This is a genomic window from Myxococcus sp. RHSTA-1-4 (genome assembly GCF_020037125.1).
Lineage (GTDB): Bacteria > Myxococcota > Myxococcia > Myxococcales > Myxococcaceae > Myxococcus.
In genome coordinates, this window is sequence record NZ_JAIQDG010000065.1 from 14,224 (window position 1) to 35,269 (window position 21,046).

19 protein-coding genes and 1 pseudogene are annotated in these 21,046 nt (G+C 70.8%); 11 read left to right on the forward strand and 9 right to left on the reverse strand.

Translation table 11 applies throughout. The features are described from left to right. Positions 1–4: 4 nt before the first annotated feature. On the reverse strand, positions 5–1,447 hold the full coding sequence (locus K8638_RS43085; protein WP_223760608.1) for an aminotransferase class I/II-fold pyridoxal phosphate-dependent enzyme: 1,443 nt from the start codon (positions 1,445–1,447) through the stop codon (positions 5–7). A 221-nt stretch (positions 1,448–1,668) separates the two neighbouring features. On the opposite strand from K8638_RS43085, the gene K8638_RS44430 reads away from it, so the two are divergent. Further along, a complete protein-coding gene (locus tag K8638_RS44430; protein ID WP_225938079.1) occupies positions 1,669–1,905 on the forward strand; it encodes a SelT/SelW/SelH family protein in 237 nt (78 codons plus the stop codon). 103 nt (positions 1,906–2,008) lie between these two features. Then, positions 2,009–2,146, forward strand: coding sequence for a hypothetical protein (locus K8638_RS43090; protein WP_223760609.1), 138 nt, complete (start codon positions 2,009–2,011; stop codon positions 2,144–2,146). 508 nt (positions 2,147–2,654) lie between these two features. Here K8638_RS43090 and K8638_RS43100 read toward each other — a convergent pair. After that, a complete protein-coding gene (locus tag K8638_RS43100) occupies positions 2,655–3,005 on the reverse strand; it encodes a hypothetical protein (RefSeq protein ID WP_223760626.1) in 351 nt (116 codons plus the stop codon). Between the two features lie 210 nt (positions 3,006–3,215). Between K8638_RS43100 and K8638_RS43105 the strand changes: the two genes are divergently transcribed. The 5 genes from K8638_RS43105 to K8638_RS43125 all read left to right on the forward strand — a co-directional run bounded on the left by K8638_RS43105 (position 3,216) and on the right by K8638_RS43125 (position 6,781). After that, complete coding sequence (locus K8638_RS43105) at positions 3,216–3,536, forward strand: hypothetical protein (protein ID WP_223760610.1); 321 nt, start codon at positions 3,216–3,218, stop codon at positions 3,534–3,536. Between the two features lie 52 nt (positions 3,537–3,588). After that, positions 3,589–4,413 carry a 2,3,4,5-tetrahydropyridine-2,6-dicarboxylate N-succinyltransferase gene (locus K8638_RS43110; RefSeq protein ID WP_223760623.1) on the forward strand — a complete coding sequence of 275 codons (825 nt, stop codon included), beginning with the start codon at positions 3,589–3,591 and terminating at the stop codon, positions 4,411–4,413. A 62-nt stretch (positions 4,414–4,475) separates the two neighbouring features. Next, the gene (locus K8638_RS43115; RefSeq protein ID WP_223760624.1) at positions 4,476–5,111 is read left to right on the forward strand and encodes a dimethylsulfonioproprionate lyase family protein; all 636 of its coding nucleotides are present in this window, start codon (positions 4,476–4,478) and stop codon (positions 5,109–5,111) included. 39 nt (positions 5,112–5,150) lie between these two features. Further along, positions 5,151–6,239, forward strand: coding sequence for a succinyl-diaminopimelate desuccinylase (gene dapE / locus K8638_RS43120; RefSeq protein ID WP_223760611.1), 1,089 nt, complete (start codon positions 5,151–5,153; stop codon positions 6,237–6,239). A gap of 143 nt (positions 6,240–6,382) precedes the next feature. Further along, positions 6,383–6,781 carry a cell envelope biogenesis protein TolA gene (locus K8638_RS43125; RefSeq protein ID WP_223760612.1) on the forward strand — a complete coding sequence of 133 codons (399 nt, stop codon included), beginning with the start codon at positions 6,383–6,385 and terminating at the stop codon, positions 6,779–6,781. Between the two features lie 105 nt (positions 6,782–6,886). Here the strand turns inward: K8638_RS43125 and K8638_RS43130 are convergent, their stop codons facing one another. The 3 genes from K8638_RS43130 to K8638_RS43140 form a co-directional block, all read right to left on the reverse strand. Then, entirely contained in the window at positions 6,887–8,083 is a 1,197-nt protein-coding gene (locus K8638_RS43130) for a hypothetical protein (RefSeq protein ID WP_223760613.1), read from the reverse strand. Positions 8,084–8,226: 143 nt separating this feature from the next. Beyond that, positions 8,227–9,789, reverse strand: a complete 1,563-nt coding sequence (locus K8638_RS43135; RefSeq protein ID WP_223760614.1) for a hypothetical protein — start codon at positions 9,787–9,789, stop codon at positions 8,227–8,229. Between the two features lie 206 nt (positions 9,790–9,995). Then, positions 9,996–13,550 (reverse strand): DEAD/DEAH box helicase, encoded by a 3,555-nt coding sequence (locus tag K8638_RS43140; RefSeq protein ID WP_223760615.1) that lies wholly within the window; start codon positions 13,548–13,550, stop codon positions 9,996–9,998. A gap of 249 nt (positions 13,551–13,799) precedes the next feature. On the opposite strand from K8638_RS43140, the gene K8638_RS43145 reads away from it, so the two are divergent. Beyond that, the gene (locus K8638_RS43145) at positions 13,800–14,375 is read left to right on the forward strand and encodes a Uma2 family endonuclease (RefSeq protein ID WP_223760616.1); all 576 of its coding nucleotides are present in this window, start codon (positions 13,800–13,802) and stop codon (positions 14,373–14,375) included. Positions 14,376–14,382: 7 nt separating this feature from the next. On the opposite strand, the gene K8638_RS43150 is transcribed toward K8638_RS43145, so the two are convergent. Together K8638_RS43150 and K8638_RS43155 are read right to left on the reverse strand one after the other, a co-directional pair. After that, positions 14,383–15,816, reverse strand: a complete 1,434-nt coding sequence (locus K8638_RS43150) for a serine/threonine-protein kinase (protein ID WP_223760617.1) — start codon at positions 15,814–15,816, stop codon at positions 14,383–14,385. A gap of 213 nt (positions 15,817–16,029) precedes the next feature. Then, on the reverse strand, positions 16,030–16,881 hold the full coding sequence (locus tag K8638_RS43155; protein ID WP_223760618.1) for an alpha/beta fold hydrolase: 852 nt from the start codon (positions 16,879–16,881) through the stop codon (positions 16,030–16,032). Between the two features lie 271 nt (positions 16,882–17,152). Between K8638_RS43155 and K8638_RS43160 the strand changes: the two genes are divergently transcribed. Together K8638_RS43160 and K8638_RS43165 are read left to right on the forward strand one after the other, a co-directional pair. After that, positions 17,153–17,728 (forward strand): Uma2 family endonuclease, encoded by a 576-nt coding sequence (locus K8638_RS43160; RefSeq protein ID WP_223760619.1) that lies wholly within the window; start codon positions 17,153–17,155, stop codon positions 17,726–17,728. Positions 17,729–17,968: 240 nt separating this feature from the next. Then, positions 17,969–18,120 (forward strand): annotated as a pseudogene (locus K8638_RS43165) (IS3 family transposase); the annotation flags it as partial. A 188-nt stretch (positions 18,121–18,308) separates the two neighbouring features. Here the strand turns inward: K8638_RS43165 and K8638_RS43170 are convergent. Both K8638_RS43170 and K8638_RS45505 read right to left on the reverse strand, forming a co-directional pair. Continuing rightward, positions 18,309–18,656, reverse strand: a complete 348-nt coding sequence (locus K8638_RS43170; protein WP_223760620.1) for a hypothetical protein — start codon at positions 18,654–18,656, stop codon at positions 18,309–18,311. A 347-nt stretch (positions 18,657–19,003) separates the two neighbouring features. Then, positions 19,004–20,641 (reverse strand): lamin tail domain-containing protein, encoded by a 1,638-nt coding sequence (locus K8638_RS45505; RefSeq protein ID WP_223760621.1) that lies wholly within the window; start codon positions 20,639–20,641, stop codon positions 19,004–19,006. Positions 20,642–20,843: 202 nt separating this feature from the next. Here K8638_RS45505 and K8638_RS43180 point away from each other — a divergent pair. Continuing rightward, on the forward strand, positions 20,844–21,046 hold a 203-nt coding region (locus K8638_RS43180), incomplete at its 3' end, for a DUF6444 domain-containing protein (RefSeq protein WP_370644254.1).

Genomic DNA, 21,046 nt, shown 5'->3' on the forward strand with positions numbered 1-21,046 from the left:
GTGCTCACCGCCGTGCCGCCGTCCGGAGCGCCTCCATCATCGCGTCCAGGTCCGCGTCGGTGGTGAGCGGGTTGATGAGGGTGACGCGCAGGTACACGCCCTTCGGCAGCTTCGTCTGCACGAGGTAGAAGTCCCCGCGCGTCACCAACCGCTCACGCAGGCGCGCCTGGAGGGCATCCCACTCCGCTGGCGGCACGTGCGCGGGGGTGTGGCGGAAGCAGAGGATGTTGCAGTCGGGTGGCACCGCCACCTCGAAGTCGCCGGCGGCGGACAGGCGCCTGGCGAAGCGGCGGGCCTGCTCGTACGACTCCGTCACCGCCTCCGAGAACAGGCGCGTGCCCAGCACCGAGAGGCACGTGTACACCTTGAGCGCCATCATCTCCTTGGTGCACTCCAGGGTGCGCAGGGCCACGTCGCTCCACGGTTGCTCGGCCTCGCCGTGGAAGAGGTAGCTGGCCTCCTGGGCGAAGGCCTCGAAGGAGCGTGAGCCGTCGCGGAAGAGGACGGCTGTCACCAGCGCCGGCATCAGCAGCCCCTTGTGCGCGTCCCACACCACCGAGTCCGCCCGGTCGATGCCTCGCACCAGGTGGCGGTACGTGGGGCTGAGGGTGGCGGCGGCGCCGTGCGCGCCATCCACGTGGAACCAGAGGCCATGGCGCTCGCAGAAGTCGGCCACGGGCTCCAGCGGGTCGAAGGCGCCGGTGGCGGTGGAGCCGGCGCTGGCCACCACGGCAATCACCTTGCGCCCGGCGAGCGTGGCCGTCTTCATCGCGGTGTCCAGCGCCTCCGGCCGCAAGCGGAAGCAGTCATCCACCGCGACGGGCGTCACGCCGCCCTCGCCCCAGCCCATGATGCGGGTGGCGCGGGAGATGGAGTAGTGCGCCGACTTCGGCACCAGCACGGTGAGGGGCGGGCCCGCGTGGGCGCCTCCGTTCCATGCGTCGTACCCGGCCTTCGCCTGGCGTGCGGCGAGCAGCGCGGTGAGGTTGCCGGCGGAGCCTCCGGAGGTGAGCACGCCGTCGGTGGTCTCCGGCAGGCCCAGGCGTCCGGCCATCCACCGCAGCACGTTGCGCTCCATGGCGGTGGAGACGGGGCCCATCTCGTACACGGCCATGCCGTTGTTGAGCAGCGAGGAGACGGCGTCGCACAGGGCTGCGAGTGGCACGGGCGCCGTCACCTGGTGGCCGGCATAGCGCGGGTGGTGCAGGTGGTTGGAGCCGGACAGCACCCGGGCGACGAGGTCCGCGAAGTCGCCCGTGGGCTCCTCGGGGAAGGCCGCGGCGAAGCGGTCCACGTTCACCGCGGGCGCGGCCCAGGGGAGCACCGGCCCCTCGCCACGCTCCGCCTGGGTCAGGTACTCGGCCAGCATGTCCACCAGCCGGTGGCCCTCGTGGCGGAACGTCTCTGCGTCGTAGGCGGCGGCAACGCGGCGGCGGAAGTCCGTCATGACGCGGCGGAACCTAACCGCGCCGCTGGAACTGGGGAATGGGGCCGCGGTCTGTTTCCAAGAGTCCGGTTCTCTCTGGATAGGAAGGACCCTGACCGGGCGCGCGCAGGGCTGCTCGGTGGGGCAGGGGTGGGCGGGCTGGCATGGCACCGGGCGGTGCACTAACTCAAGAAGACGGGCGCACACGGCGTGCGTCCCGCGCACACGGAAGGAGGCCAATCATGGCCGACCCCAAGGTGACGATTACGTACTGCAATTCCTGAGGCTACCAGCCTCGGGCCGCCCGTGCGGCGGCCGCGCTGAAGGACGAACTGGACCTGGAGGCGGAGCTGAAGACGGGACCGTCGGGGAGCTACGAGGTCTCCGTTGACGGCAAGGTGGTCATCAAGAAGCAGACGCTGGCGTTCCCCACGGAGAAGGAAGTCGTGGACGCGGTGTCGAAGGCCACGGGGAGGTAGCCCGCTTCGGGCGCGTGCTCAACGCTTCGGGGCCGCTACCTCGGAGCGTTGAGCCTCCCTGGCCGGTGGCTTCGCCCGGCATTTCGACTCAGCATGCCGTGTCATGAAGCTCATCCCGTACATCGGGGAGAGCCGCCCAGGAGAGGTGTATGTAAGAGAGGCGCGGCGCTGGAGGTTGATTGGCCGCATCCTGCCGGAGGACAAGCCCTTCGGAATCGTGACGGCCGTGGAGGGAGAGTGAGCCTGGTGATGACGCAGGGAGCGCCCATGAAGTGCCTTGTCCTGCTGGCGTGTGGCTTCCTCTCGGGCTGCTCGTTGTTCTTCCGCCCCTACCGCCCCGTCCGGGCACCTCCCGAGGAGGCGGCCCGGGTCTCGTTTCCGTTCGCCCTGTCCGAGGATCAGAAGCAGGGGCTGATGAGAGTCCCGGGCCCCATCGCCGCCGCCATCGAGCTGGCGATGGACGATTTCCGTCCGAGGGACATCAAGCCCCATCGCGGCGCCACGCCGGATGAGGTGTGCATGTACCGGCGCGACTCCTTCGACGTGACGACCATCCCGGGTCCAGAAGGGGTGTTGTTCGTCCGGTTCACGCTGAGCCCAGGGGCGTGTGAGCAGGAGGGGATGATTCTGGATGCGGGCGCGACCTATGCCGTGGATGTCCGAGGGTGGCGAATCCTGGCGGTCCAGAAACAGGGCGCGGACGCCGGAGCGCCTCTGCGTGAGGCGCACAGAGGTCCGGCTCCCTCCGCTCAGGGCTTCTTGATGAACGTCAGCGGCGGCCTGTCGTTGCGGCCCTTGCCCGAGGCCTTGAGCGCGGCCGGGTTCAGTCCGGACAGGTACAGCGCCGTCGAGTACACGTGGCCCGAGTCGGTGATGAAGCTGCTGGTGCTCTTCGTCCTGCCCGGAATCAGCAGGCCGGTGTCCGCGTCATACGCCGGGTCCGGCGAGCCGTCCTGCTGCACCGGCGGTGGATTCGGGTTCGGGTCGCTGTAGTCCGGTACGCCGCCTTGCAGGTCGAGCGAGGCCTGGCCGTAGCAGCCGGCGGACAGGGTGAGGACCGCGAGGGCACGGCGCCACGGGCGCAGGGGGGATGCGCACATGAGCCCTCCTGGTGGGGGGAGGGGGTGACCCATGGGGCTCATGATTGTCTGCTGGTGAACCAGCGGGGGGGCGTCAAAAGCTCAGAAATCCCCGCAAGCCCTTGAATCGTGTGGGTGCAAGTAGCCGGGCGGGCAGGGGGCCGTGCGCTGGCTTCGTGCTCGCGGACGAGGGGGTGGGGCCTCAGCTTGAGAGTCCAGGAGGTGACACCCATGGCGTGGCCGGAGTCGGCGTCGCCCTACGAGCGGCGCTCCATCATCCAAGGCATGCGGGTGCGGGACGAGGGCGGGAAGAAGCTGGGGCACGTGGCCCTCATCGGGCAGGAGCACCTGTACGTGCGGCGCTGGCCCTTCAGCCTGCACTGGACGGAGGTGCCGCTGTCCCGGGTGCGCCACGTGTCGCGGGGCGAGGTGCTGCTGGAGGGGCGGAGCGCCGGCAGGCGGGTGGAGGCGGGCAGGGCGCTGCATGGAGAGATTCCCACGCTGACACACCCGCTGACGGAGCCGGGGGGCTGGAGCGACGCGCACACGTGAGTGCGGCGCGTCGCGCGGAAGTGTGATTCAAGGAGGCGCCATGTCCGCTGCCATGACTCCGATTGATGAGCTGTCCCAGAGGGTATCCGCCGCGTTCGCGGACCGGACGAAGCTGAAGGACCCGGCCCACGTGGCCGCCGTGCGCGAGACGCTGGCGCGGCTGGACTCGGGCGAGCTGCGCGTGGCGGAGAAGGGCGCGGACGGGTGGAAGGTGAACGCCTGGGTGAAGGAGGCCATCCTCCTGTTCTTCGCGGTGTCGGAGATGCAGGTGATGGAGATGGGCCCCTTCGAGTTCTACGACAAGGTGCCGCTGAAGAAGGGGCTGGAGGCGGCGGGCGTGCGCGTGGTGCCTCCGGGCACGGTGCGCTACGGCGCCTTCGTGGAGCGCGGCGCGGTGGTGATGCCGGGCTACGTCAACATCGGCGCGCGCGTGGGCGCGGGCACCATGGTGGACACGTGGGCCACGGTGGGCAGCTGCGCCCAGGTGGGCAAGCACGTGCACCTGTCCGGCGGCGTGGGCCTGGGCGGCGTGCTGGAGCCGCCCACGGCGTCGCCGGTCATCATCGAGGACGGGGCCTTCCTGGGCAGCCGCTGCATCGTGGTGGAGGGCGTGGTGGTGGAGGAGGAGGCGGTGCTGGGCGCCAACGTGGTGCTCACCGCGTCCACGCAAATCATCGACGTCACCGGGCCGGAGGAGAAGGTCTACAAGGGCCGGGTGCCCGCGCGCAGCGTGGTGATTCCGGGCATGCGGGAGAAGCAGTTCCCCGCCGGGAAGTTCATGGTGCCGTGCGCGCTCATCATCGGCCAGCGCACGAAGTCCACCGACCAGAAGACCAGCCTCAACGCCGCCCTGCGGGACTTCGCGGTGCCCGTCTAGCGGAGGGGAATCCATTCGCGCCCACATTCCGTAGGTAGGGCGTAGAGGAATGGAATGTGACGATGGAGCACCTGGACGACATCCTGCCTGAGTGGGCGCTGGGCACCCTGGCCGCCCCGGAACGGGAGGCCGCCGAGCGGCACCTGGCGGGGTGTGCCCGGTGCCGGGCCGAGGCCGCCCGGCTGCGGCCCGTGCGTGAGGGGCTCACGGTGCTCGAGGCGCCGGTGGAGCCACCGCCCCAGGTGCTGGCGCGGGTGCTGGAGCAGATGGAGGGGCCGGGGAGGCTGGCCCGCTTCGCGGACCGCGTGGCCGCGTTCTTCGACCTGACGCGCGAGCGGGCGCTGGAGGTGCTGGCGTCCGTGAGCGACCCGTCGGTGTGGATGCCGGGGCCGGTGGAGGGCTCGGAGCTGATGCCGGTGGAGGTGGGGCCCGCGCGCGAGGGGATGCTGGCCGGCATCCTCCGGCTGAACCCCGGCGTGCGCTACCCGAGGCACACGCACCACGGCCGCGAGTGGAACCTGGTGCTGGAGGGCGGCTTCCGCGAGGACGACGGCCACGAGGTGTGGCCGGGCGAGGAGCTGGAGAAGACGGAGAGCAGCTCGCACGGCTTCACCGCCCTGGAAGGGCCGGCGTGTCTCTGCGCCTCGGTGCTGGAGGGCGTGACGAGCTTCGAGGAGGAGCTCGCCCCGCCGGGCTGACTCCAATCCGGAGTGGGTCGGGGATATGGTGCCGGGCGCATGTCCTCCAACGACCTGGCCACCCGGCTCGCTCGCACGACGCTCGAGCTGTGCCGCATCCCCAGCCCCATCACCCATGAGGGCCCCATCGCCGACCATGTCGAGCGCTGGGCCCTCCAGCACTTCAAGCGCGAAGAGGTGTTCCGCGTCGGGCACACGCTGCTCCTCGGGCACCTGGAGGACCCGCGCCCCACGGTGGCCCTCATCGGCCACCTGGACACCGTGCCCGCCCACCCCGGCGACCAGGGCCGCGAGCCCCGCATCGAGGGGGAGCGCGTCTTCGGGCTCGGGGCCTCCGACATGAAGGGCGGCCTCGCGGTGATGATGGCGCTGGCCGAGGACCTGCGCCGCGACACGCTGCCCGTCAACCTCGCGTTCCTCTTCTACGAGCGCGAGGAGGGCGCCTATGCGGAGAGCGGTCTCATCCCCCTCTTCGAGAAGCGCCCGGACCTGGCGCGGGTGAAGTTCGGCATCGCCATGGAGCCCACCGACAGCGTGGTGCAGGTGGGGTGCGTCGGCTCCATGCAGGTGACGGTGCGCTTCACCGGGCGCAGCGCGCACTCGGCGCGGCCGTGGCAGGGGGAGAACGCCATCCACAAGGCGGGGCCGTTCCTCACGGAGTTGCTCGGCCGCCAGCGCGTGGAGGTCAACGTCGCCGGCTTCCCGTTCTACGAGGTCATCAACGCCACGCTGGCGAAGGGCGGCCGCGCGCGGAATGTCATCCCCGAGGCGTTCGAGCTGAACCTCAACTACCGCTTCGCGCCGGGCAAGAGCATCGAGCAGGCGAAGGCGGACGTGCGGGCGCTCGTCGCCGGCCGCGCGGAGGTGGAGTTCACCGATGCGTCGCCCAGCGGCCCCGTGGCGGCCGGCAACCCGCTGTTCCAGAAGCTGCTGGCTCTCACCGGCCTGCCCGCCGCGTCCAAGCAGGCGTGGACGGACGTGGCCCGCTTCGGTGAGTGGGGCGTGGACGCCATCAACTACGGCCCGGGCGAGACGGCCCAGGCGCATCAGGCCAACGAGAGCGCTCCCATTCCTCCGCTCGCCGTGGCGTACGAGAAGCTCGCCGCGTTCCTCAAGGGTGCGGGCTGAGGACGCGGTGCGCGCGCGGCGCCGCGCTCATGTCATTCGTCCGCTGTCGTTCATCTGCGCGGGGGCCCTCCTGACTTCCGGTGCGTGAATGGGCGTACGCTCCTCATGCATTCCACGCAGTCCTCTTCCACCGGAGCAGATGAATGGCTTTTGAGACCCCCGTGAACTCGCAGATCACCGACGTCGTCGCCACCACCACCGGGGCGACGACCCCCACGCGGCGCCGCACCACCCGCCGGACCACCGTGCGCACCGGAGGTGCCCGCAAGCCCGCGCGCAAGACGTCCATGAAGCGCACGGCCACCACCGGCAAGGCGGGTGCCCGCGCCAAGAAGGCCGTCCGCAAGGCGGGTGCTCGCGCCAAGAAGGCCCTTCGCTCGCTCGGCGGCGCTCGGAAGACGACCACCCGGAAGACGGGCGCGGCCGGGAGGACGGCTCGCAAGAGTGTCACCGGGCGCCGGGGGACCACCCGCACCGTGAGCCGGGTCACCGCGCGGGGAGGTGCTCGCAAGACCTCCACCCGCCGCACCACGCGCCGCTAGCGTGCGAAAGCAGGAGGGCCACGGGCCGCGGTTGCTCGCCGCGGACCTCCGTGGCCCTCGAACACGCTCGGGGCGCCTCATGGGCGCGCCCGGCGGGTCAGCCGGCTACTTCACCAGGATGCCGGCGGAGAAGCTGTCCGTCAGCGTGTCGTTGACGGCGGACGCCGTCACGCGGCATGCCGTGCCCGCGTCCGGCGCGGTCCACGTGTGGTTCGAGTAGCAGATGCTGGGCGACGGGCAGGAGTCGTAGTTCCGCATCACGGTGCCGCAGGTGACGTCCAGGTTCATGCTCCGGGGGAAGGGACCGGGGCGCCCACCGAAGTCCACGGCGAACTCCAGGGAATAGGTCTGCCCGGGGCTCACGGGCTGCATGTTGGCCACGGGGGCGGTGCGGTAGATGGGGTTGTACGGCATTCCCGGGCCGTTGAGGGCCAGCATGTACACCTCGGGACGGGCGATGTACTCACCGTTCACCTGGACGCCGCCCGTGCCCGCATCCGGGCCGCTCTCGAAGACCACCACCGTCAGGGACTCGGACACCGTCAGGCCGCGCGAGGACACCGCCACGTTCAGGGTGCACGCATCCGGGACGGAGCCCGCCCACAGCGTGGTGGCGGCATTCGGCTGGGCGAAGCTGCCGGCGCAGCTGCTCGTCCACTGGTAGGACAGCGGGTCGTCGTCCAGGTCCACGGCGTCCACCGTCAGGGTGATGGCCTGGTTGACGGTGGTGCTGGTGCTGGAGACCTGCACCGAGCGGATGAACGGAGCGATGTCCGGCTGCGGCTCCGGCGGCGTCAGGTCGTAGATGCGGAGGCTGACGCCCGTCGTCGTGTTGGCCACGATGTTGACCGTCGCGGAGCCGGTGGCCACCAGCGTCAGGTCGGTGGTGCTCCCTCCATCCGCCGCGATACCCGCGTCCATGGCGGGGCCCGCGTCCATGGCGGGGCCCGCGTCCATGGCGGGGCCCGCGTCCATGGCGGGGCCTCCGTCCGGCGTGCCGGCGTCGCTCGCGACATAGGCATAGCCGTTGGCGATGAGCATCTGCGTGCCCGTCGGCAGCACCAGCGTCCCGTTGAAGGTGCCTGTCTCGGGCGAGTACGCCAGCGCCTTGCGGACGTTGGCTGGCTGCGCCGTCACCACCAGGGATTGGATTTCGTAGGCCGACAGCCCCTTCACCGACACCTGGGCCTCGCCCTCGAAGCCGGGCTGCTCCTGCTCCGTGCCGCCTCCGGACGAGCAGGCCGCCAACAGCCCGCTCAGACCAACCAGCAGCCCAAGGACCCCCGTGAACCTCTTCGACATGGACTTCTCCTCCACTTGGATGTGCCCCCGAGCGCCTCCCCAAAAGGCGGCCCGTGGCACCCCTGCTTCTCGCGGAGAAGAACGGTCCTTGTCCAGAGTTGTCGCATATTTCGCAGAGCGCCGGGACCGGGCCGGCGTCCGCGTCAGCGCTTCACGCGGAGGAGGAAGACGTCGCTCCGGGCGGCGAAGCGGCGGCCCAGGCCGAGGTCGCTGTCCCGGTCCGTGTGGCCGAAGAGGATGGCGTCGCCGTCCGGCAGCACTCCCACGAAGGGCATGGCCTCCACGCCGTATAGCTCGCCGCGGGCCTCGGGCGGGTCCGACAGGAAGAGGCGCGTGGCCAGCACCCCTCCGTCGGGGCCGTAGCGGAGGGCCACGGGCTGCGATGAGCCCATGCCGTCCGAGCCCGCCACCCCGTCCTCGATGCGGTTGTAGGTGAAGCCCCCCAGCACCAGGTTGCCCGACGGCTCCACCGCGAGTGCTCCCACCTGGAGCCCATCCCCCAGGTTGCGCGCCCAGCGCTCCACGCCTCCGGGCCGCGTCGCGATGAGGAAGGGACTGGCGCGGTACGGGTGTCCCTGGAGCTTCCGGCCCGCCCAGTCCACGGTGCCGAGGAAGGCGCCGGTGGCCACCACCGCGCCCTGGCCATCCAGCCCCACGTCCCGCACGGTGCCGCGCGCGTGGTGCAGCGTCTTCGCCCACGTCAGCGCGCCGGCTTCGTAGAGCGCGAGGAAGGGGCTGCCGTCCCGTGCGGACTCCGCGCGCTGGCCGCCGAAGCGCACCGCGCCCACGAATCGCCCGCCCACCACCAGCCGCCCGCCGCCATCCACCGCCACCGTGGTCAGCTCCACGGCGTCCGCCTCCCCCTCGGGCCGGCCGACGCGGAGGGCCGCCTCGGCACGGCCTTCCATCGAGTACGTCACCACCACGGCGCCGGAGCCGCGCGCGCCGTCGCCGAAGTCGGCCGGCCCGGGGGCGTTGAAGGCCACCAGCGCGCGGCCCTGGGCGTCCACGGTGAGGTCCGCCAGGGTGACGCCGGCTCCGCGGGGCGTGCTGGCCCAGAGGAGGTTGCCGTTCGAGTCGAGCCTCGCGACGAAGGCGCCGTCGCTCAGCTCCCGCGTCTCGAAGTCCAGCAGGCCCGCCACGTTGCCCGCCAGGAAGATGCCGCCCGCCGGGTCCGCGGCGATGCGGGCGCTCACGCTGGCGCGCAGCTCCGCGGGCGTCTCCGGCACGCGCACCTCGAAGGTCCGCTGCCAGCGCGTCTCGCCCGCCGCCGAGCGCCGGGTGATGACCAGCCGCACCCGGTCATCCGTGGGCTGGCGGGTGTGCAGGTCATCGATTCCGTGGACGGCGGCGGTGAGGATGTCGCCGCTCGGGTCCACCGCCGCGCCCAGCGCCAGGTCGTCCTGGGGCGTGCCCTCGCGCGCCAGCCAGAGCGTGCTGCCCGGGCCCGGCGGAGGCGGGGGCGGCTGCTCCTGCTGCGGCTGCTCGCCCGAGTCCGGCGGCGCGTCGTCTGTGTCGTCGTCAACAGGCGGCGGTGTGTCGTCCCCGGGCGGCTCGGGGCAGCCCTCCGCCGGCATGTCCGCGCAGTCCCCGGTGGCGGGCGGCTCATGCACCTCGCCGCCACTGCCGCAGCCCGTCACCATCCCCAGCCACCCCAGCGCCGTCGCGCCCGCGACGGTCCGGACCCAACGCCACCCCAGACGCATGATGAAGCCCCCCTCCACCGTGGGGAGGGTCCGCATGGCGCCCGGTGCCAGCAACAGCGGATGCGCCGTCTGCCCGGCCGCCCGCTTCCATGCGCAAGGGGCTTCATGCGAGTGGGTACTCGCGTGCCTTCGCGCGCTCCCCGGGGCTCCACACGCGAGGGCCGCGCGCTATCCTCGGCCGGGCACGTGTGGCGCGGCGTTCCTCCTCAGTGCCGCGCGCGGGGCGGCGGAGGCTCCTCCACGGGAGCAAGCTTCCGCGAGAGCAGGGCGAGCAGCTCCTGCGTGCTGAGCCGGCCCGCCTGGTCCTTCCCCTCGAGCACGCCCGCCACCAGCGCGCGCTTGTGCTCGTGCAGCGACAGCATCTGCTCCTCGATGGTGCCGCGCGCCACCAGCCGGTAGACGGTGACGGGGCGCTCCTGGCCGATGCGGTGGGCGCGGTCGGACGCCTGGTCCTCCACGGCGGGGTTCCACCACGGGTCCAGGTGGATGACGCTGGTGGCGGCGGTGAGGTTGAGCCCGAAGCCGCCGGCCTTGAGCGAGATGAGGAACAGCGGCGCGTCCCCCTCCTGGAAGGCGCGCACCCGCTCCGCCCGCGCGCCCGCGGGCGTCTGGCCGTCGAGGTACTCGTAGGGGATGCCCCGCGCGTCCAGCACGTCGCGCACCAGCGACAGGTGCGAGGTGAACTGGCTGAAGACGAGCGCCCGCTGGCCCTCCGCCCGCAGCTCCTCGATGAGCTCCATCAGCCGCTCCAGCTTGGAGGACTCCAGCTTGGAGGATGGGTCGAACAGCCGCGGGTGCGAGGCCAGCAGCCGCAGCCGGGTGAGCGCGGAGAGAATCTGGATGCGCCGCTCCTGCTCGCGCAGCGGCGCCTTGTGCGTCTCCAGGTCGGAGAGCGCCGCGAGCCGCGAGTCCTCGTAGAGCTGCCACTCCTCCGGGGAGAGGACCACGGGCACGCGCACGTCCGTCCGCGCGGGGAGCTGCGCCTCCACCTGCGCCTTGGTGCGCCGCAGGAGGAAGGGTTGCAGCACCCGGGCCAGCGCGGGCGCCGCCGTGGGGTCAATGCCTTTCTCGATGGGCGCGGCGAAGCGCTCGCGGAAGGCGTCCCAGCTCCCGAGCAGCTCCGGGAAGACGATGGCGAAGAGGGCCCACAGCTCGCCCAGGTGGTTCTCCAGCGGCGTGCCGGAGAGGGCGAAGCGGAAGTCGCCCTGGAGCGCCCGCGCGGCGCGGAAGCGCTGCGTCGCCGCGTTCTTCAGCGTCTGCGCCTCGTCGAAGACGATGGTGGAGAACTTCAGGGCGGAGAGCCGCTCGACGTCCCGCACGAGCAGGCCGTAGCTGATGACCAGGACGTCCTTCGGGCCCAGCCGCTCCAGCGTGGCGCCCCGGTCCTCCTCCTCCGAGAAGAGCTTCAGCTTCAGGGAGGGGGCGAAGCGCTTCGCCTCGTCCACCCAGTTGAAGGCCACGGACGTCGGTGCCAGCACCAGCGCCGGCCCCAGCTTCGCGCGGTCCAGCAGCACGGCCAGCGCCTGCACCGTCTTGCCCAGGCCCATGTCGTCCGCGAGCACGCCCCCCGCGTTCCAGGAGGCCAGCCGCGTGAGCCAGCGGAAGCCGTCGAGCTGGTAGTCGCGCAGCTCCGTCTTCAGCGTGGCGGGCACGCGCGGGCGCAGCTCCTTCGCCGCGAAGATGCGCTCCACGAGCTTCCGCCAGGCCTCGTCCGATTCGACCTGCGCGCCCGCGCCGCGGAGCGCGCTCAGCGCCTCCGCCGCGGACGGCCCCATCTCCAGGCCGTGGCGCGAGAGGTACGTGTGGTCCGACAGCCGCTCCAGGTGCTGGCGCAGGGCCTCCTCGATTTCCACGTAGGAGCGCGCGGAGACCTCGACGAAGCGCTCCTTGCGGCGGGCGGCGTCGAGCAGCCGCGCCAGCGCCACGCGCTCGCCCTGCACGGACAGCTCGCCGAGCACGCCGAACCAGTGGCGCTTGCGCTCGACGGTGACCTTCAGGTCCGAGGGGCCCCGTGAGGGCAGCAGGCGCATCGGCGCGCCCGTCCATTCGAGCTCGGGCTTCGGGTCCAGCGTGGCGCAGGCCTTGAGGAGCGCGAGCGGGCCCTGGGCGCTGGTGAAGTAGAAGCTGAAGGGCGGCTCCTCGGGCTCGGCGGTGGCGAGGGGGAGCCGCTCCACGAGGGCCTCGGCGAGCTGGCGCTCGCGCGAGAAGTCCCGCACCGCGTGCACGGGGCTGGCGCCGCGCCGCACGTGCACGTCGCGCGCGCCCTCCCCGGGAATGACGGTTCCGCTGTCGGGCAGCGGGCGGATGCGGACCTCGACGCGTACTCCGCCGCCGTGCTGGGTTTCGAGGCGCAGCACCGGGAGGTTGGCCGGCGGGACGGCCTCGCCCATGACGCTGCGGGGCATGGCCACGGGCAGGCGCGTGGACAGCTTGGAGAGCCGCTCCAGCAGCGCGCCGTGGCTCTCCGGTGGGAAGGCATTGCCGTGGCGGGAGAGCACCGCGAGGAGCGCGCGGGCCTCGGGGCTGACGTCCAGCACGGTGAGCCGGCGCGCGCCCTCGTCCCACAGGTACAGCGCCTCCTCGGGCTTCGCCTTGCGCACGCGCTCCAGCAGGGGCCCGGGGAGCGCCGCGCCGTCGAAGCCGGCGTTGAGGACGACGGTGCCGTTGCGGTCCTCGGCGACGAGGCCGACCTTCTCGCGCTCGATGCGCACGAGGTCCGGCGTGTCCTCCAGGTAGATGCGCGGGTGGTTGACCAGCTCGAAGAGCAGCTCGCGCGAGGCGGGGGCCGCGCCCTCCGGCAGCAGGGCCGCGAGCCGCGCGTCCGTGGGGGACAGCAGGGAGCCGTACTCCTGGAGCAGCTTCCGCCGGTTGAGCTTCGCGCCGTTGCTGAGCTGCCCCTTCTTGTTGCGCTTGTGGACGTAGGGGGCCAGCTCCACGCCGTAGCCCGCGATGACCTCCAGGTGCCAGGACAGCTCCGCGCTGCCCGCGCCGCCGGGGCTCTCCTGTACCGCGCGCTCCAGCGCCCGGAGCGTGCGCTCCCAGTCGGGGCGTATCAGGTCCTCGAGTATCTCCCCGAACGCGTCCGTCCACGGCTGGCGCAGCCAGAGGAGGGCGGTGTCGATGGCGGCCAGGATGTGCACGCAGGAGGTCGCGCCGCAGGTGCAGTCCGCCTTCACTGCGGTGGGGGAGAAGACGAGGCGCGCCTCGGGGAGGATGAAGCCGCTACTGGCGCCCACGGGCAGCACCGAGGTGCGCGTCTCGCGGAGCTTGAAGCCGGGCAGCGCGGTGTCGAGCTGCAGAAACTCCAGGGGCAGCGAGCGCCAGGGGCGGGGGGCCACGGAGTCCGGCACCTGGGTGCGCAGCTCCACGAGGAGCCGGTGGACGGCGTGGGTGCGGGGCTCCTCGGGTGGGCGGAGCAGCTCCGGGAGCGAGGCGCGGGCGTCCTCCGCCGCCGAGCGCTCGTCCTCGAGGTAGCGGGAGGCGAGGCGGGGGAGCAGCTCCCGCATCTTCGGGGAGGGGGCGGTCTCGGAGACCCATCGCGCCACGGACTCCGTGCTCGCCAGCTCCGTCAGCCTCCGGCGCGCGCTCACCAGCCGGAACTGGGGCATCAGCGCGGCCTCGATTCGGGGCGTCAGCATCACGAGGCTGATGCGCGTGACGTGCTCGAGGCCGTGCGCCCGCAGCCAGGTGAGGAGCGCGCTGTCCGTGTCGAAGGGAGGGCCGGACGGAAGGGAGGCCGGGTGCGCGGGCTCGGCGGACATGGGGAGCTTCTTCTTCAAGATGCGCGGGGGAAAGGCAAGCGGTACGGGGGGGCAGCCGGGCAGGCGGGCTCGATGTGCTCCGAGGTACCGCCACCACGGGGCCCCGCCTGGGAGGAAGGAGGAGGAGCGCCGGGTGTCGGACCCTTGGAGTAGGAAGGAGTGGACACGCTGTGATGGGTGGGGTTCCACTCCAGGGAGGTAGGGCTGATGATGGAAGGGTGGGGAGTCGGAGGACTGGGGAGTGTCGAGATGGGCAAAGAGACGAAGCGGCCGGCGACCTATGAAGACCTGCTGGCGCTGCCCGAGCACATGGTCGGGCAGATCATCGACGGGGAGCTCATCGCCATGCCGCGGCCGGCGAGTCCGCATGCGATGGCGCACTCCGTCTTGTTCGGTGAGCTGTACAGCGGTGTGCAGCGAGGCCGGAGCGGACCAGGTGGCTGGTGGTTCATGACCGAGCCGGAGCTGCATTTCGGCAAGGACGTCCTGGTGCCGGACCTCGCGGGGTGGCGTCGCGAGCGCATGCCGGAAGTACCAGATGCGCCGTATTTCACCCTCGCCCCCGACTGGGTCTGTGAAGTGCTCTCCCCGTCGACCGAGGCGCTGGACCGGAATCGCAAGCGGGCAATCTACGCGCGTGAAGGCGTGGGGCACGTGTGGCTGGTGGACCCGGCCGAGCGGACGCTGGAGGTGTTCCAGTTGCGGGACGGGCGGTGGGCGGAGCGGGGTCGTTACACCAGTGAAGAGCGCGTCCGGGCCGAGCCCTTCGAGGTGTTGGAGCTGGAACTCGGTGCGCTGTGGTCGGTGAAGCGTAAGTCCCCCTGACTTTCATCTACCGGCTGTCAGGGGACCGCGCGGGACTCGAGATGGGAGGACGTGGGGGAGGGAAGACGGGCACGTAGCACGCGCCCTTGTACAAATAGGTACCTTCGTCACAGTCCTCCAGGTCCCCAGCCGCTTTGATCCAGCAGCCGCCATGGATGGGCACCTGTGCTCTGCCGGGACAGCGGCCGTTGGCATCGGGTCGCCTCTGCCCCGGGAAGGGCTTGGGTGGCACCTCCAGGGCAATGGCCGACCATTCCGAGGGGGGCGGGGCGGGAGCCACCGGAGCCGTCAACGCCGAGTCTCCGACGGCCGCCGTGCCGCCGTCCTTCTCCTCCATGCGGAGCGCGACCGGCTCCTGCGCGGACTCCTCTCCGTTCCACATGCCCCACGCCCAGCCGACTCCGAATGCCAGTGCTCCGCCCACGCTGGTGGCCGTGAGCCAGGGCAGCCAGCCTCGTCCTGTTGCTCGGGGCGCGACGCGCCGGGGCAAGGCCCTCACGCGCACGGGCCGAGGCGCGTCGCGCTCGAAGAGGGGCACCTCCGCCTCCGGCCCCGTCATCCGCGCGGCCTGCTCCAGCGCCTCGGCCAGCTCACGGGCGCTGCCTCGCGCCTCGGGCCGCACGTGGAGCATCCGGCGGACGAGGGCGCCCAGCTCCTCACAGCAGCGGGCGTTGAGCTCTCGCACGGGCGGGGCCCCCGTGCCGTCCTGGTGCCAGACGCGGGACTCGTCGTCCTCCGGGTTCGTCGAGGGCGGGTAGACGCCGGTGAGGAGCCGGAAGGCGGTGACGCCCAGGGCGAAGACGTCATCCGCGGGCCCCGCAGGGTAGGACGGTGCCGAGTCGGAGTTGGCGCGCAGCACGTAGCGCCAGGCCTCGGGGGAGCGGTAGGCGGGGGTACCGGGAGGAAACAACTGCCAGGTGAGGGTGGAGGCGCCCAGGTAGTGGCCACAGCCGAAATCGGTGAGGAAGGGCTGGCCGTCCGAGGCACGCACCAGCACGTTGCCACCCTTGACGTCGCGGTGGAGGCCTCCGGCCGCGTGGGTGGCCGCCAGGGCCCGTGCGAGGCTGGCGAGCAGCAGGAGCGCCTGACGAGAGGAGGGCAACCGCCGCCATGCCCAGTCATACAGGGGCTCGCCCTCCACGAGCTGCATTGCGAGGTAGGGGTGCGGAGTGCCCGAGGGAGCCAGCCAGTCACCGGCGTCCAGCAGGCGGGGCACGGCCGGATGGAGGACGCGGCGCAGCAGCTCCGCTTCGCGCGCGAAGCGCTCATCGCGGGGGTAGAGCGCCAGCTTGAGGGCGACGAGGCTGGAGGTTTCGGACTCCGCCGCGACGGCGCGGTAGACGACGCCATAGGTGCCCCGGCCCTGCGGCGCCAGCACGCGCCAGGGCCCCACCCGTGAGCCTGGGGGGAGGGCTGCCGGGTTCAGGTCACCAGTCTCCATGAGAGCCGCCTCGCGTTGGGGAAGCGCGCCGCCGCGCCCGCGCACAGCCTACCCAGCGGGCAGGACGGTGTCTGCGCACCCGGCGGACCGGGGCCGCAGCGCGGCCCCGATGCGGGGTATCCGCATGACGAGGCTGCTGCGTGTGACGTGCTCGCTCAAGAAGCGCGGGGGAATGGCACGCGGTACGGGAGGGCGCGGGCAGGCGGGCCGGGGTCAGACCGCCACGGGCGTGGCGGAATGGAAGTTCCGTTCCGCGAGCTCCAGGTGCTCCGTCAGCAGGGCGTTGACCTCGGCGGCGCGGGTGAGGGGCATGGCGTGGGCGGTGCCGCTCAGCTCGACGTAGCGCGCGCCTGGAAGTCCTCGCGCGAGCTCTCGGCCGGAAGCGGTCGTGGCGATGCGGTCGTGCTCCGCGCTCGCGACGAGGGTGGGGATGCCGGCCAGTTCGGAGAGGAACGGCCGTGCGTCCGTGCGGGCCATGGCCCTCACCTGTTGCATCAGGATGGGCGGGGACTCGGAGAGGTCGCGGTCGAAGAGGCTGCCCAGCTTCTCCGCCAGGGTGTCCGCGTCGGTGGCCGCCAGTTCCTCCGGGGTGAGCACCATCTCCATGAAGGCACGCCGCCGCATGCGCCGGGTGCCGATTCGGGTGCGCAGGCCGACACCGACCAGCCACGGCGTGAGCCGGGACGGGGCCTTGCCGTTCGCGAACGTGCACAGGAGCGCGAGGCTCCGCACCCGTGCTCGCGCGCGCCGGGCCACATACTGCGCGATGAGCCCGCCCATCGAATGCCCGACCAGGTGCGCGCTCCGCCAGCCCTGTGCATCCATCAGCGCGAGGACGTCCTCCGCCATCAGCTCGAGGGACAGGGGCTCCGAGGACGGGACGCTCCGGCCATAGGCGCGGTTGTCGAAGCACAGACACTGGAAGCGCGGTGTCAGGGCCTCCAGTTGCGGCCTCCAGCCATTCGCGCCGACGCCGGAGCCCTGGATGAGCACGACGGGGGCTCCCTGCCCCTCCACGAACCAGCTCAGGTTGCATCCGCGGTGCGTCGTCGTGCGTCGTTCCATGGCCCGCTCCTGCTCGAAGTGGGCATGACCGTGGCACGGCCTGTCCGGGCCACGCGAGCCGGGGATGAGGGGCAGGTCATGGCTGCCAGCGCGTGCACTTCTCGCACCTGTCACGCCCCGCGATGGGGTGAGAGGCGGCATGCAGGCAGGTTTCGTTGTCAGACCCCTGGAGTAGGAAGGAGTGGACACGCGGTGGTGGGTGGGGTTCCACTCCAGGGAGGCAGGGCTGATGATGGAAGGGTGGGGAGTCGGAGGACTGGGGAGTGTCGAGATGGGCAAAGAGACGAAGCGGCCGGCGACCTATGAAGACCTGCTGGCGCTGCCCGAGAACATGGTCGGACAGATCATCGACGGGGAGCTGATCTCCATGCCGCGGCCGGCGAGCCGTCATGCGGTGGCGTACAGCTCGCTGCTCACGGCCGTGAACAATGCCTTTGGGCAAGGGCAGGGTGGGCCGGGCGGATGGTGGATCATCGGTGAGCCGGAGCTGCACTTCGGCAAGGACGTCCTGGTGCCGGACATCGCGGGCTGGCGTATCGAGCGCATGCCGGAGGTACCAGATGTGCCGTATTTCACCCTGGCGCCGGACTGGGTCTGCGAGGTGCTCTCCCCGTCCACCGCGACGCTGGACCGGAATCGCAAGCGGGCAATCTACGCGCGTGAAGGCGTGGGGCACGTGTGGCTGGTGGACCCGGCCGAGCGGACGCTGGAGGTGTACCAGTTGCGGGACGGACGCTGGGCGGAGCGGGGCCGTTACTCCGGTGAGGAGCGCGTCCGGGCCGAGCCCTTCGAGTCGTTGGAGCTGAAGCTCGGGGCGCTGTGGCCCTCGAGGGGCAATGCCCCCTGACCTCGATGTTCTGGAATCTGGGCGCTTCGGGGTGAAAGGGGTGGGCATGGGAAGGGCGCCGGACGGCCCTCATTTGGACTTGGGGGCATCCACCAACCGGACCACCTCGGCTGCTTCGGCCGGGAAGCCATCGCCTCCCAGGCCGCCGCCCAGCCTCCCATCTCGCTCACCATTCAGGACCTCAATGCCGAGATGCTCTCAGGCCCGCTTCGGCCCGGGCACCGCGATGGCGACCCGGTGGATTGGCTGTCCGACGACGACCCCGGCTATACCGCCAAGGACACCCGCGACTTCGGGCCTCACCTCGGCCTGCGGGTGTTCACCACGCCCTCTTACTCGTCTCAGAGCAACGGTATGGTCAGTCCTTCGTGAAGATCTTCAAGCGCGACTACGCGTACGTCAACGATTGGAGCCACTTCCCGGCGAGCGGCGACTGACCGATACCCTCACCGCGCTGGAGTGGCTGCGCGGCAAGTAAGACTGAGAACCTGACAGCATCCTTCGCGGGTTCGGTCGTCCAATTCTAGCTTCGAACAGCGCTGGGGCCGCACACGTGGGCGGCGAGCTCGCCTTCCTGCCTCTACTGCCGCAGTAGTTCGAGTGCCAGCTCAAGTTTCCTGCGTCTTTCTTTCGTCGGGGTTCGATGTCCCTTGCGGTACTCCTCGAGCGAATACACCTCAACCCGGGGAAGCGCTGGATTGGCGGTCCGCTCTATCTCGACGATGGTCACCATGTTTCCAGGAATGACCACCGTGAAGATGTCTTCCCCCTGCTCGGGAATCCAATCGACAACGTACGCCTTCGAGAGGTCGGGGAACCGTGTCCTCAATGCAGAGAGCAGCGGAGGGTTCCCGCCACCAAAGAGGTTTCTCTTGGAGTTCTCCAGCTCTGTGCGGAGCCCCTCGGACGTGTCGCCAGCGTTGCTCACTTGATGACCCCCGGAAAAGCGGTGACGAGGTACTGGAGAACCTGCTTGATGACCTGCTGCTCGTACGCATGCCTGCGTCTACCCCAACACAACGGCCTCGTGCCACGCCCACTCCGAGAAGGCCTGCTCCATCGTCTTCGACATTGCCGGTCCACTGGGCTCGGCAACATCAGGGAGCGGGGAACTGCTCGATGATGCGTTGCAGGTCGTTCACGACGATGCACCCACGTCCCAGCCGGCGGGCAAGTTCACTTGCCACGAGCCGTGGAATTCGGAGGCAGGCCCCTGAATGTGGGGCAAGGCCCTGCACCGGCCTTGCCCCTGGAGGGATTCGGAAGCCCGGCGCGTCAGAAGGCGGAGCCGTTGGCGCGCGCGCCGGCCGAGGCGCTCAGGGAGGACAGCGAAGTGTGGAGCACGAAGGTGCCGGTGGCGGTCGCGTCGGGGCCACGGTTCATCGACACGCCGTCGGTGCTGGCCAGCGAGCTGGTGTAGCTGAAGGAGTCGAGGGTCTTCTTGCCGTTCTTCACCGCGACGGTGGCGCTGGAGTTGAGCAGGCCAAGTCCTCCGCTGGAAGCCGCCACGGCGTTGGGCGTGCCGGCGGGAATGCCGGAGGCCGCGCCGAACACGACGATGGCCTTGCCCGCCGCCAGGGTGGTGCCCGTGGCGAAGGTGTGGCGCACCGTGCCGCCGACGGTGAGCTTCCACCCGCCAATGTCAATGGCGGTGCCGCCCGCGTTGACCAGCTCCACGAACTCGCCCGAGGTGGCGGAGCCGGGCTCGTTGGCGAGAATCTCGTTGAGGATGACCACCGCCGGACCGGAGGCGGTAATGGTGAAGGTGCCGTTGCTGGTGTCGGTGGGCGCGCTGTTCAGGGCGTCGGAGGCGCGCACGAGCGCCAGGGTGGACGCGGAGTCGGGCACCGTCCACGAGTAGCTGCCGGTGGAGGCGGCCACGCCGCTGGCGATGACCGTCCAGCTCGAGCCGTTGTCGAGCGAGTACTCCAGCTTCACGTTGGACACGTTGCTGGAAGCCCAGGTGATGGTCTGGCTGCTGCCGCCCGCCCAGCTCTCGCCGCCATTGGGCGAGGTGACGGTGAGGCTCGTGGAGGGCGGGGCGGGAGTGACGGCGGAGGCGGTGTTGCTCACCGCGGACTCGTTGCCCACGGCGTCCCTGGCCGTGACGCGGTACCAGTACGTGGTGTTGCCGGACAGGCCCAGGTCGGCGAAGCCGGTGGTGGACGAGGTCCCCGCGAGCGGGAAGCTGCTGCCGTCGGTGCTGCGATAGACGTTGTAGCCCGTCACGCCCAGGTCGTCGGTGGAGGCGCTCCAGGACAGGTCCACCTCCGAAGAGGAAGTGGCGGTCGCCACCAGCGAGCCCGGCGCGGTGGGCGGCTGCGTGTCCGTCATCCCCTTGGACGTATAGGTGACGGCGGTGGCGCCCTGGCTGACGGTGAAGGTGTTGCCGTGGGTGGTGTCCAGCTCGATATGGCCCAGCTTGCTGCTGGTGGAGGGGTCCTCGGTCTGCCACACGTCCGAGCCGACGTTGGCCAGCCGGGTCAGGGCTTCCACGGTGGGGTGTCCGTAGGAGTTGTCGAAGCCCACCGAGATGAACGAGACCAGGGGCTTCGTGATGCCCAGGAAGGTGGCGTTGGACGAGCTGCTCGAGCCGTGGTGGTGGACCTTGTAGAGCTCCAGCTCGCCCACGCTGGGGGCCACGGCCGACTCGATATCGGGACCGGAGCCCGTGAGGTCTCCGCCCACCAGTGCGTCGAAGGCGCCGTACGTAATCTTCACCGCCACCGACCTGGCGTTCTCGTCGCTGCTGGTGCCGCCCGCCGAGACGACCTTCAACGTCACCTGGTTGCAGAGCGAGAAGGTCTGCCCCGTGGTGACGGTGTGGCGCTTGCCGGCGAAGTGGGTGTTGTACTCGGTGTACGAGGTGGAGGAGTAGGTGCCGCCGTGGTCATAGACACCGGTGATGGGCACCGCGTCCGTGCCGACGTCGACCTCATCGAGTAACCGTTCACCGGGGTGAGAGCCGGATGAGGGGAGCAGGCAAGGGAGGAGGCAGCATAAGAGGTAGGGTTCGGGGTGTTCTACCCATAGGGTGAGTACGCACGAGTCCATACCGGCCCAGGTGGTCGAACTGCAAGTCTTGCTGGGAGCCGCGCTGACGAGGCTGCGCCAGTTGGAGCAGGAGAACGCTCGGCTGAGAGAGCGCCTGGGGCAGAACTCCACCAATTCCTCGGCCCCCCCGTCGAGCGATGCTCCCGGCACCGTCCGGGCCAAGAAGAAGAGGAAGAAGCGCAAGAGACGACGTCCCGGCGGGCAACCCGGCCACCCGAAGCATGAGCGGGAACTGGTGCCGCTCGAAAGCGTCCAGCAGGTGGT

Excerpts from the sequence above, each read along its gene's own strand:
- K8638_RS43085 (WP_223760608.1), bottom strand. The coding sequence starts at position 1,447 with ATGACGGACTTCCGCCGCCGCGTTGCCGCCGCCTACGACGCAGAGACG.
- K8638_RS43090 (WP_223760609.1), top strand. The coding sequence starts at position 2,009 with ATGAAGCTCATCCCGTACATCGGGGAGAGCCGCCCAGGAGAGGTGTAT.
- K8638_RS43100 (WP_223760626.1), bottom strand. The coding sequence starts at position 3,005 with ATGTGCGCATCCCCCCTGCGCCCGTGGCGCCGTGCCCTCGCGGTCCTC.
- K8638_RS43105 (WP_223760610.1), top strand. The coding sequence starts at position 3,216 with ATGGCGTGGCCGGAGTCGGCGTCGCCCTACGAGCGGCGCTCCATCATC.
- K8638_RS43110 (WP_223760623.1), top strand. The coding sequence starts at position 3,589 with ATGACTCCGATTGATGAGCTGTCCCAGAGGGTATCCGCCGCGTTCGCG.
- K8638_RS43115 (WP_223760624.1), top strand. The coding sequence starts at position 4,476 with ATGGAGCACCTGGACGACATCCTGCCTGAGTGGGCGCTGGGCACCCTG.
- dapE (WP_223760611.1), top strand. The coding sequence starts at position 5,151 with ATGTCCTCCAACGACCTGGCCACCCGGCTCGCTCGCACGACGCTCGAG.
- K8638_RS43125 (WP_223760612.1), top strand. The coding sequence starts at position 6,383 with ATGGCTTTTGAGACCCCCGTGAACTCGCAGATCACCGACGTCGTCGCC.
- K8638_RS43130 (WP_223760613.1), bottom strand. The coding sequence starts at position 8,083 with ATGTCGAAGAGGTTCACGGGGGTCCTTGGGCTGCTGGTTGGTCTGAGC.
- K8638_RS43135 (WP_223760614.1), bottom strand. The coding sequence starts at position 9,789 with ATGCGTCTGGGGTGGCGTTGGGTCCGGACCGTCGCGGGCGCGACGGCG.
- K8638_RS43140 (WP_223760615.1), bottom strand. The coding sequence starts at position 13,550 with ATGTCCGCCGAGCCCGCGCACCCGGCCTCCCTTCCGTCCGGCCCTCCC.
- K8638_RS43145 (WP_223760616.1), top strand. The coding sequence starts at position 13,800 with ATGGGCAAAGAGACGAAGCGGCCGGCGACCTATGAAGACCTGCTGGCG.
- K8638_RS43150 (WP_223760617.1), bottom strand. The coding sequence starts at position 15,816 with ATGGAGACTGGTGACCTGAACCCGGCAGCCCTCCCCCCAGGCTCACGG.
- K8638_RS43155 (WP_223760618.1), bottom strand. The coding sequence starts at position 16,881 with ATGGAACGACGCACGACGACGCACCGCGGATGCAACCTGAGCTGGTTC.
- K8638_RS43160 (WP_223760619.1), top strand. The coding sequence starts at position 17,153 with ATGGGCAAAGAGACGAAGCGGCCGGCGACCTATGAAGACCTGCTGGCG.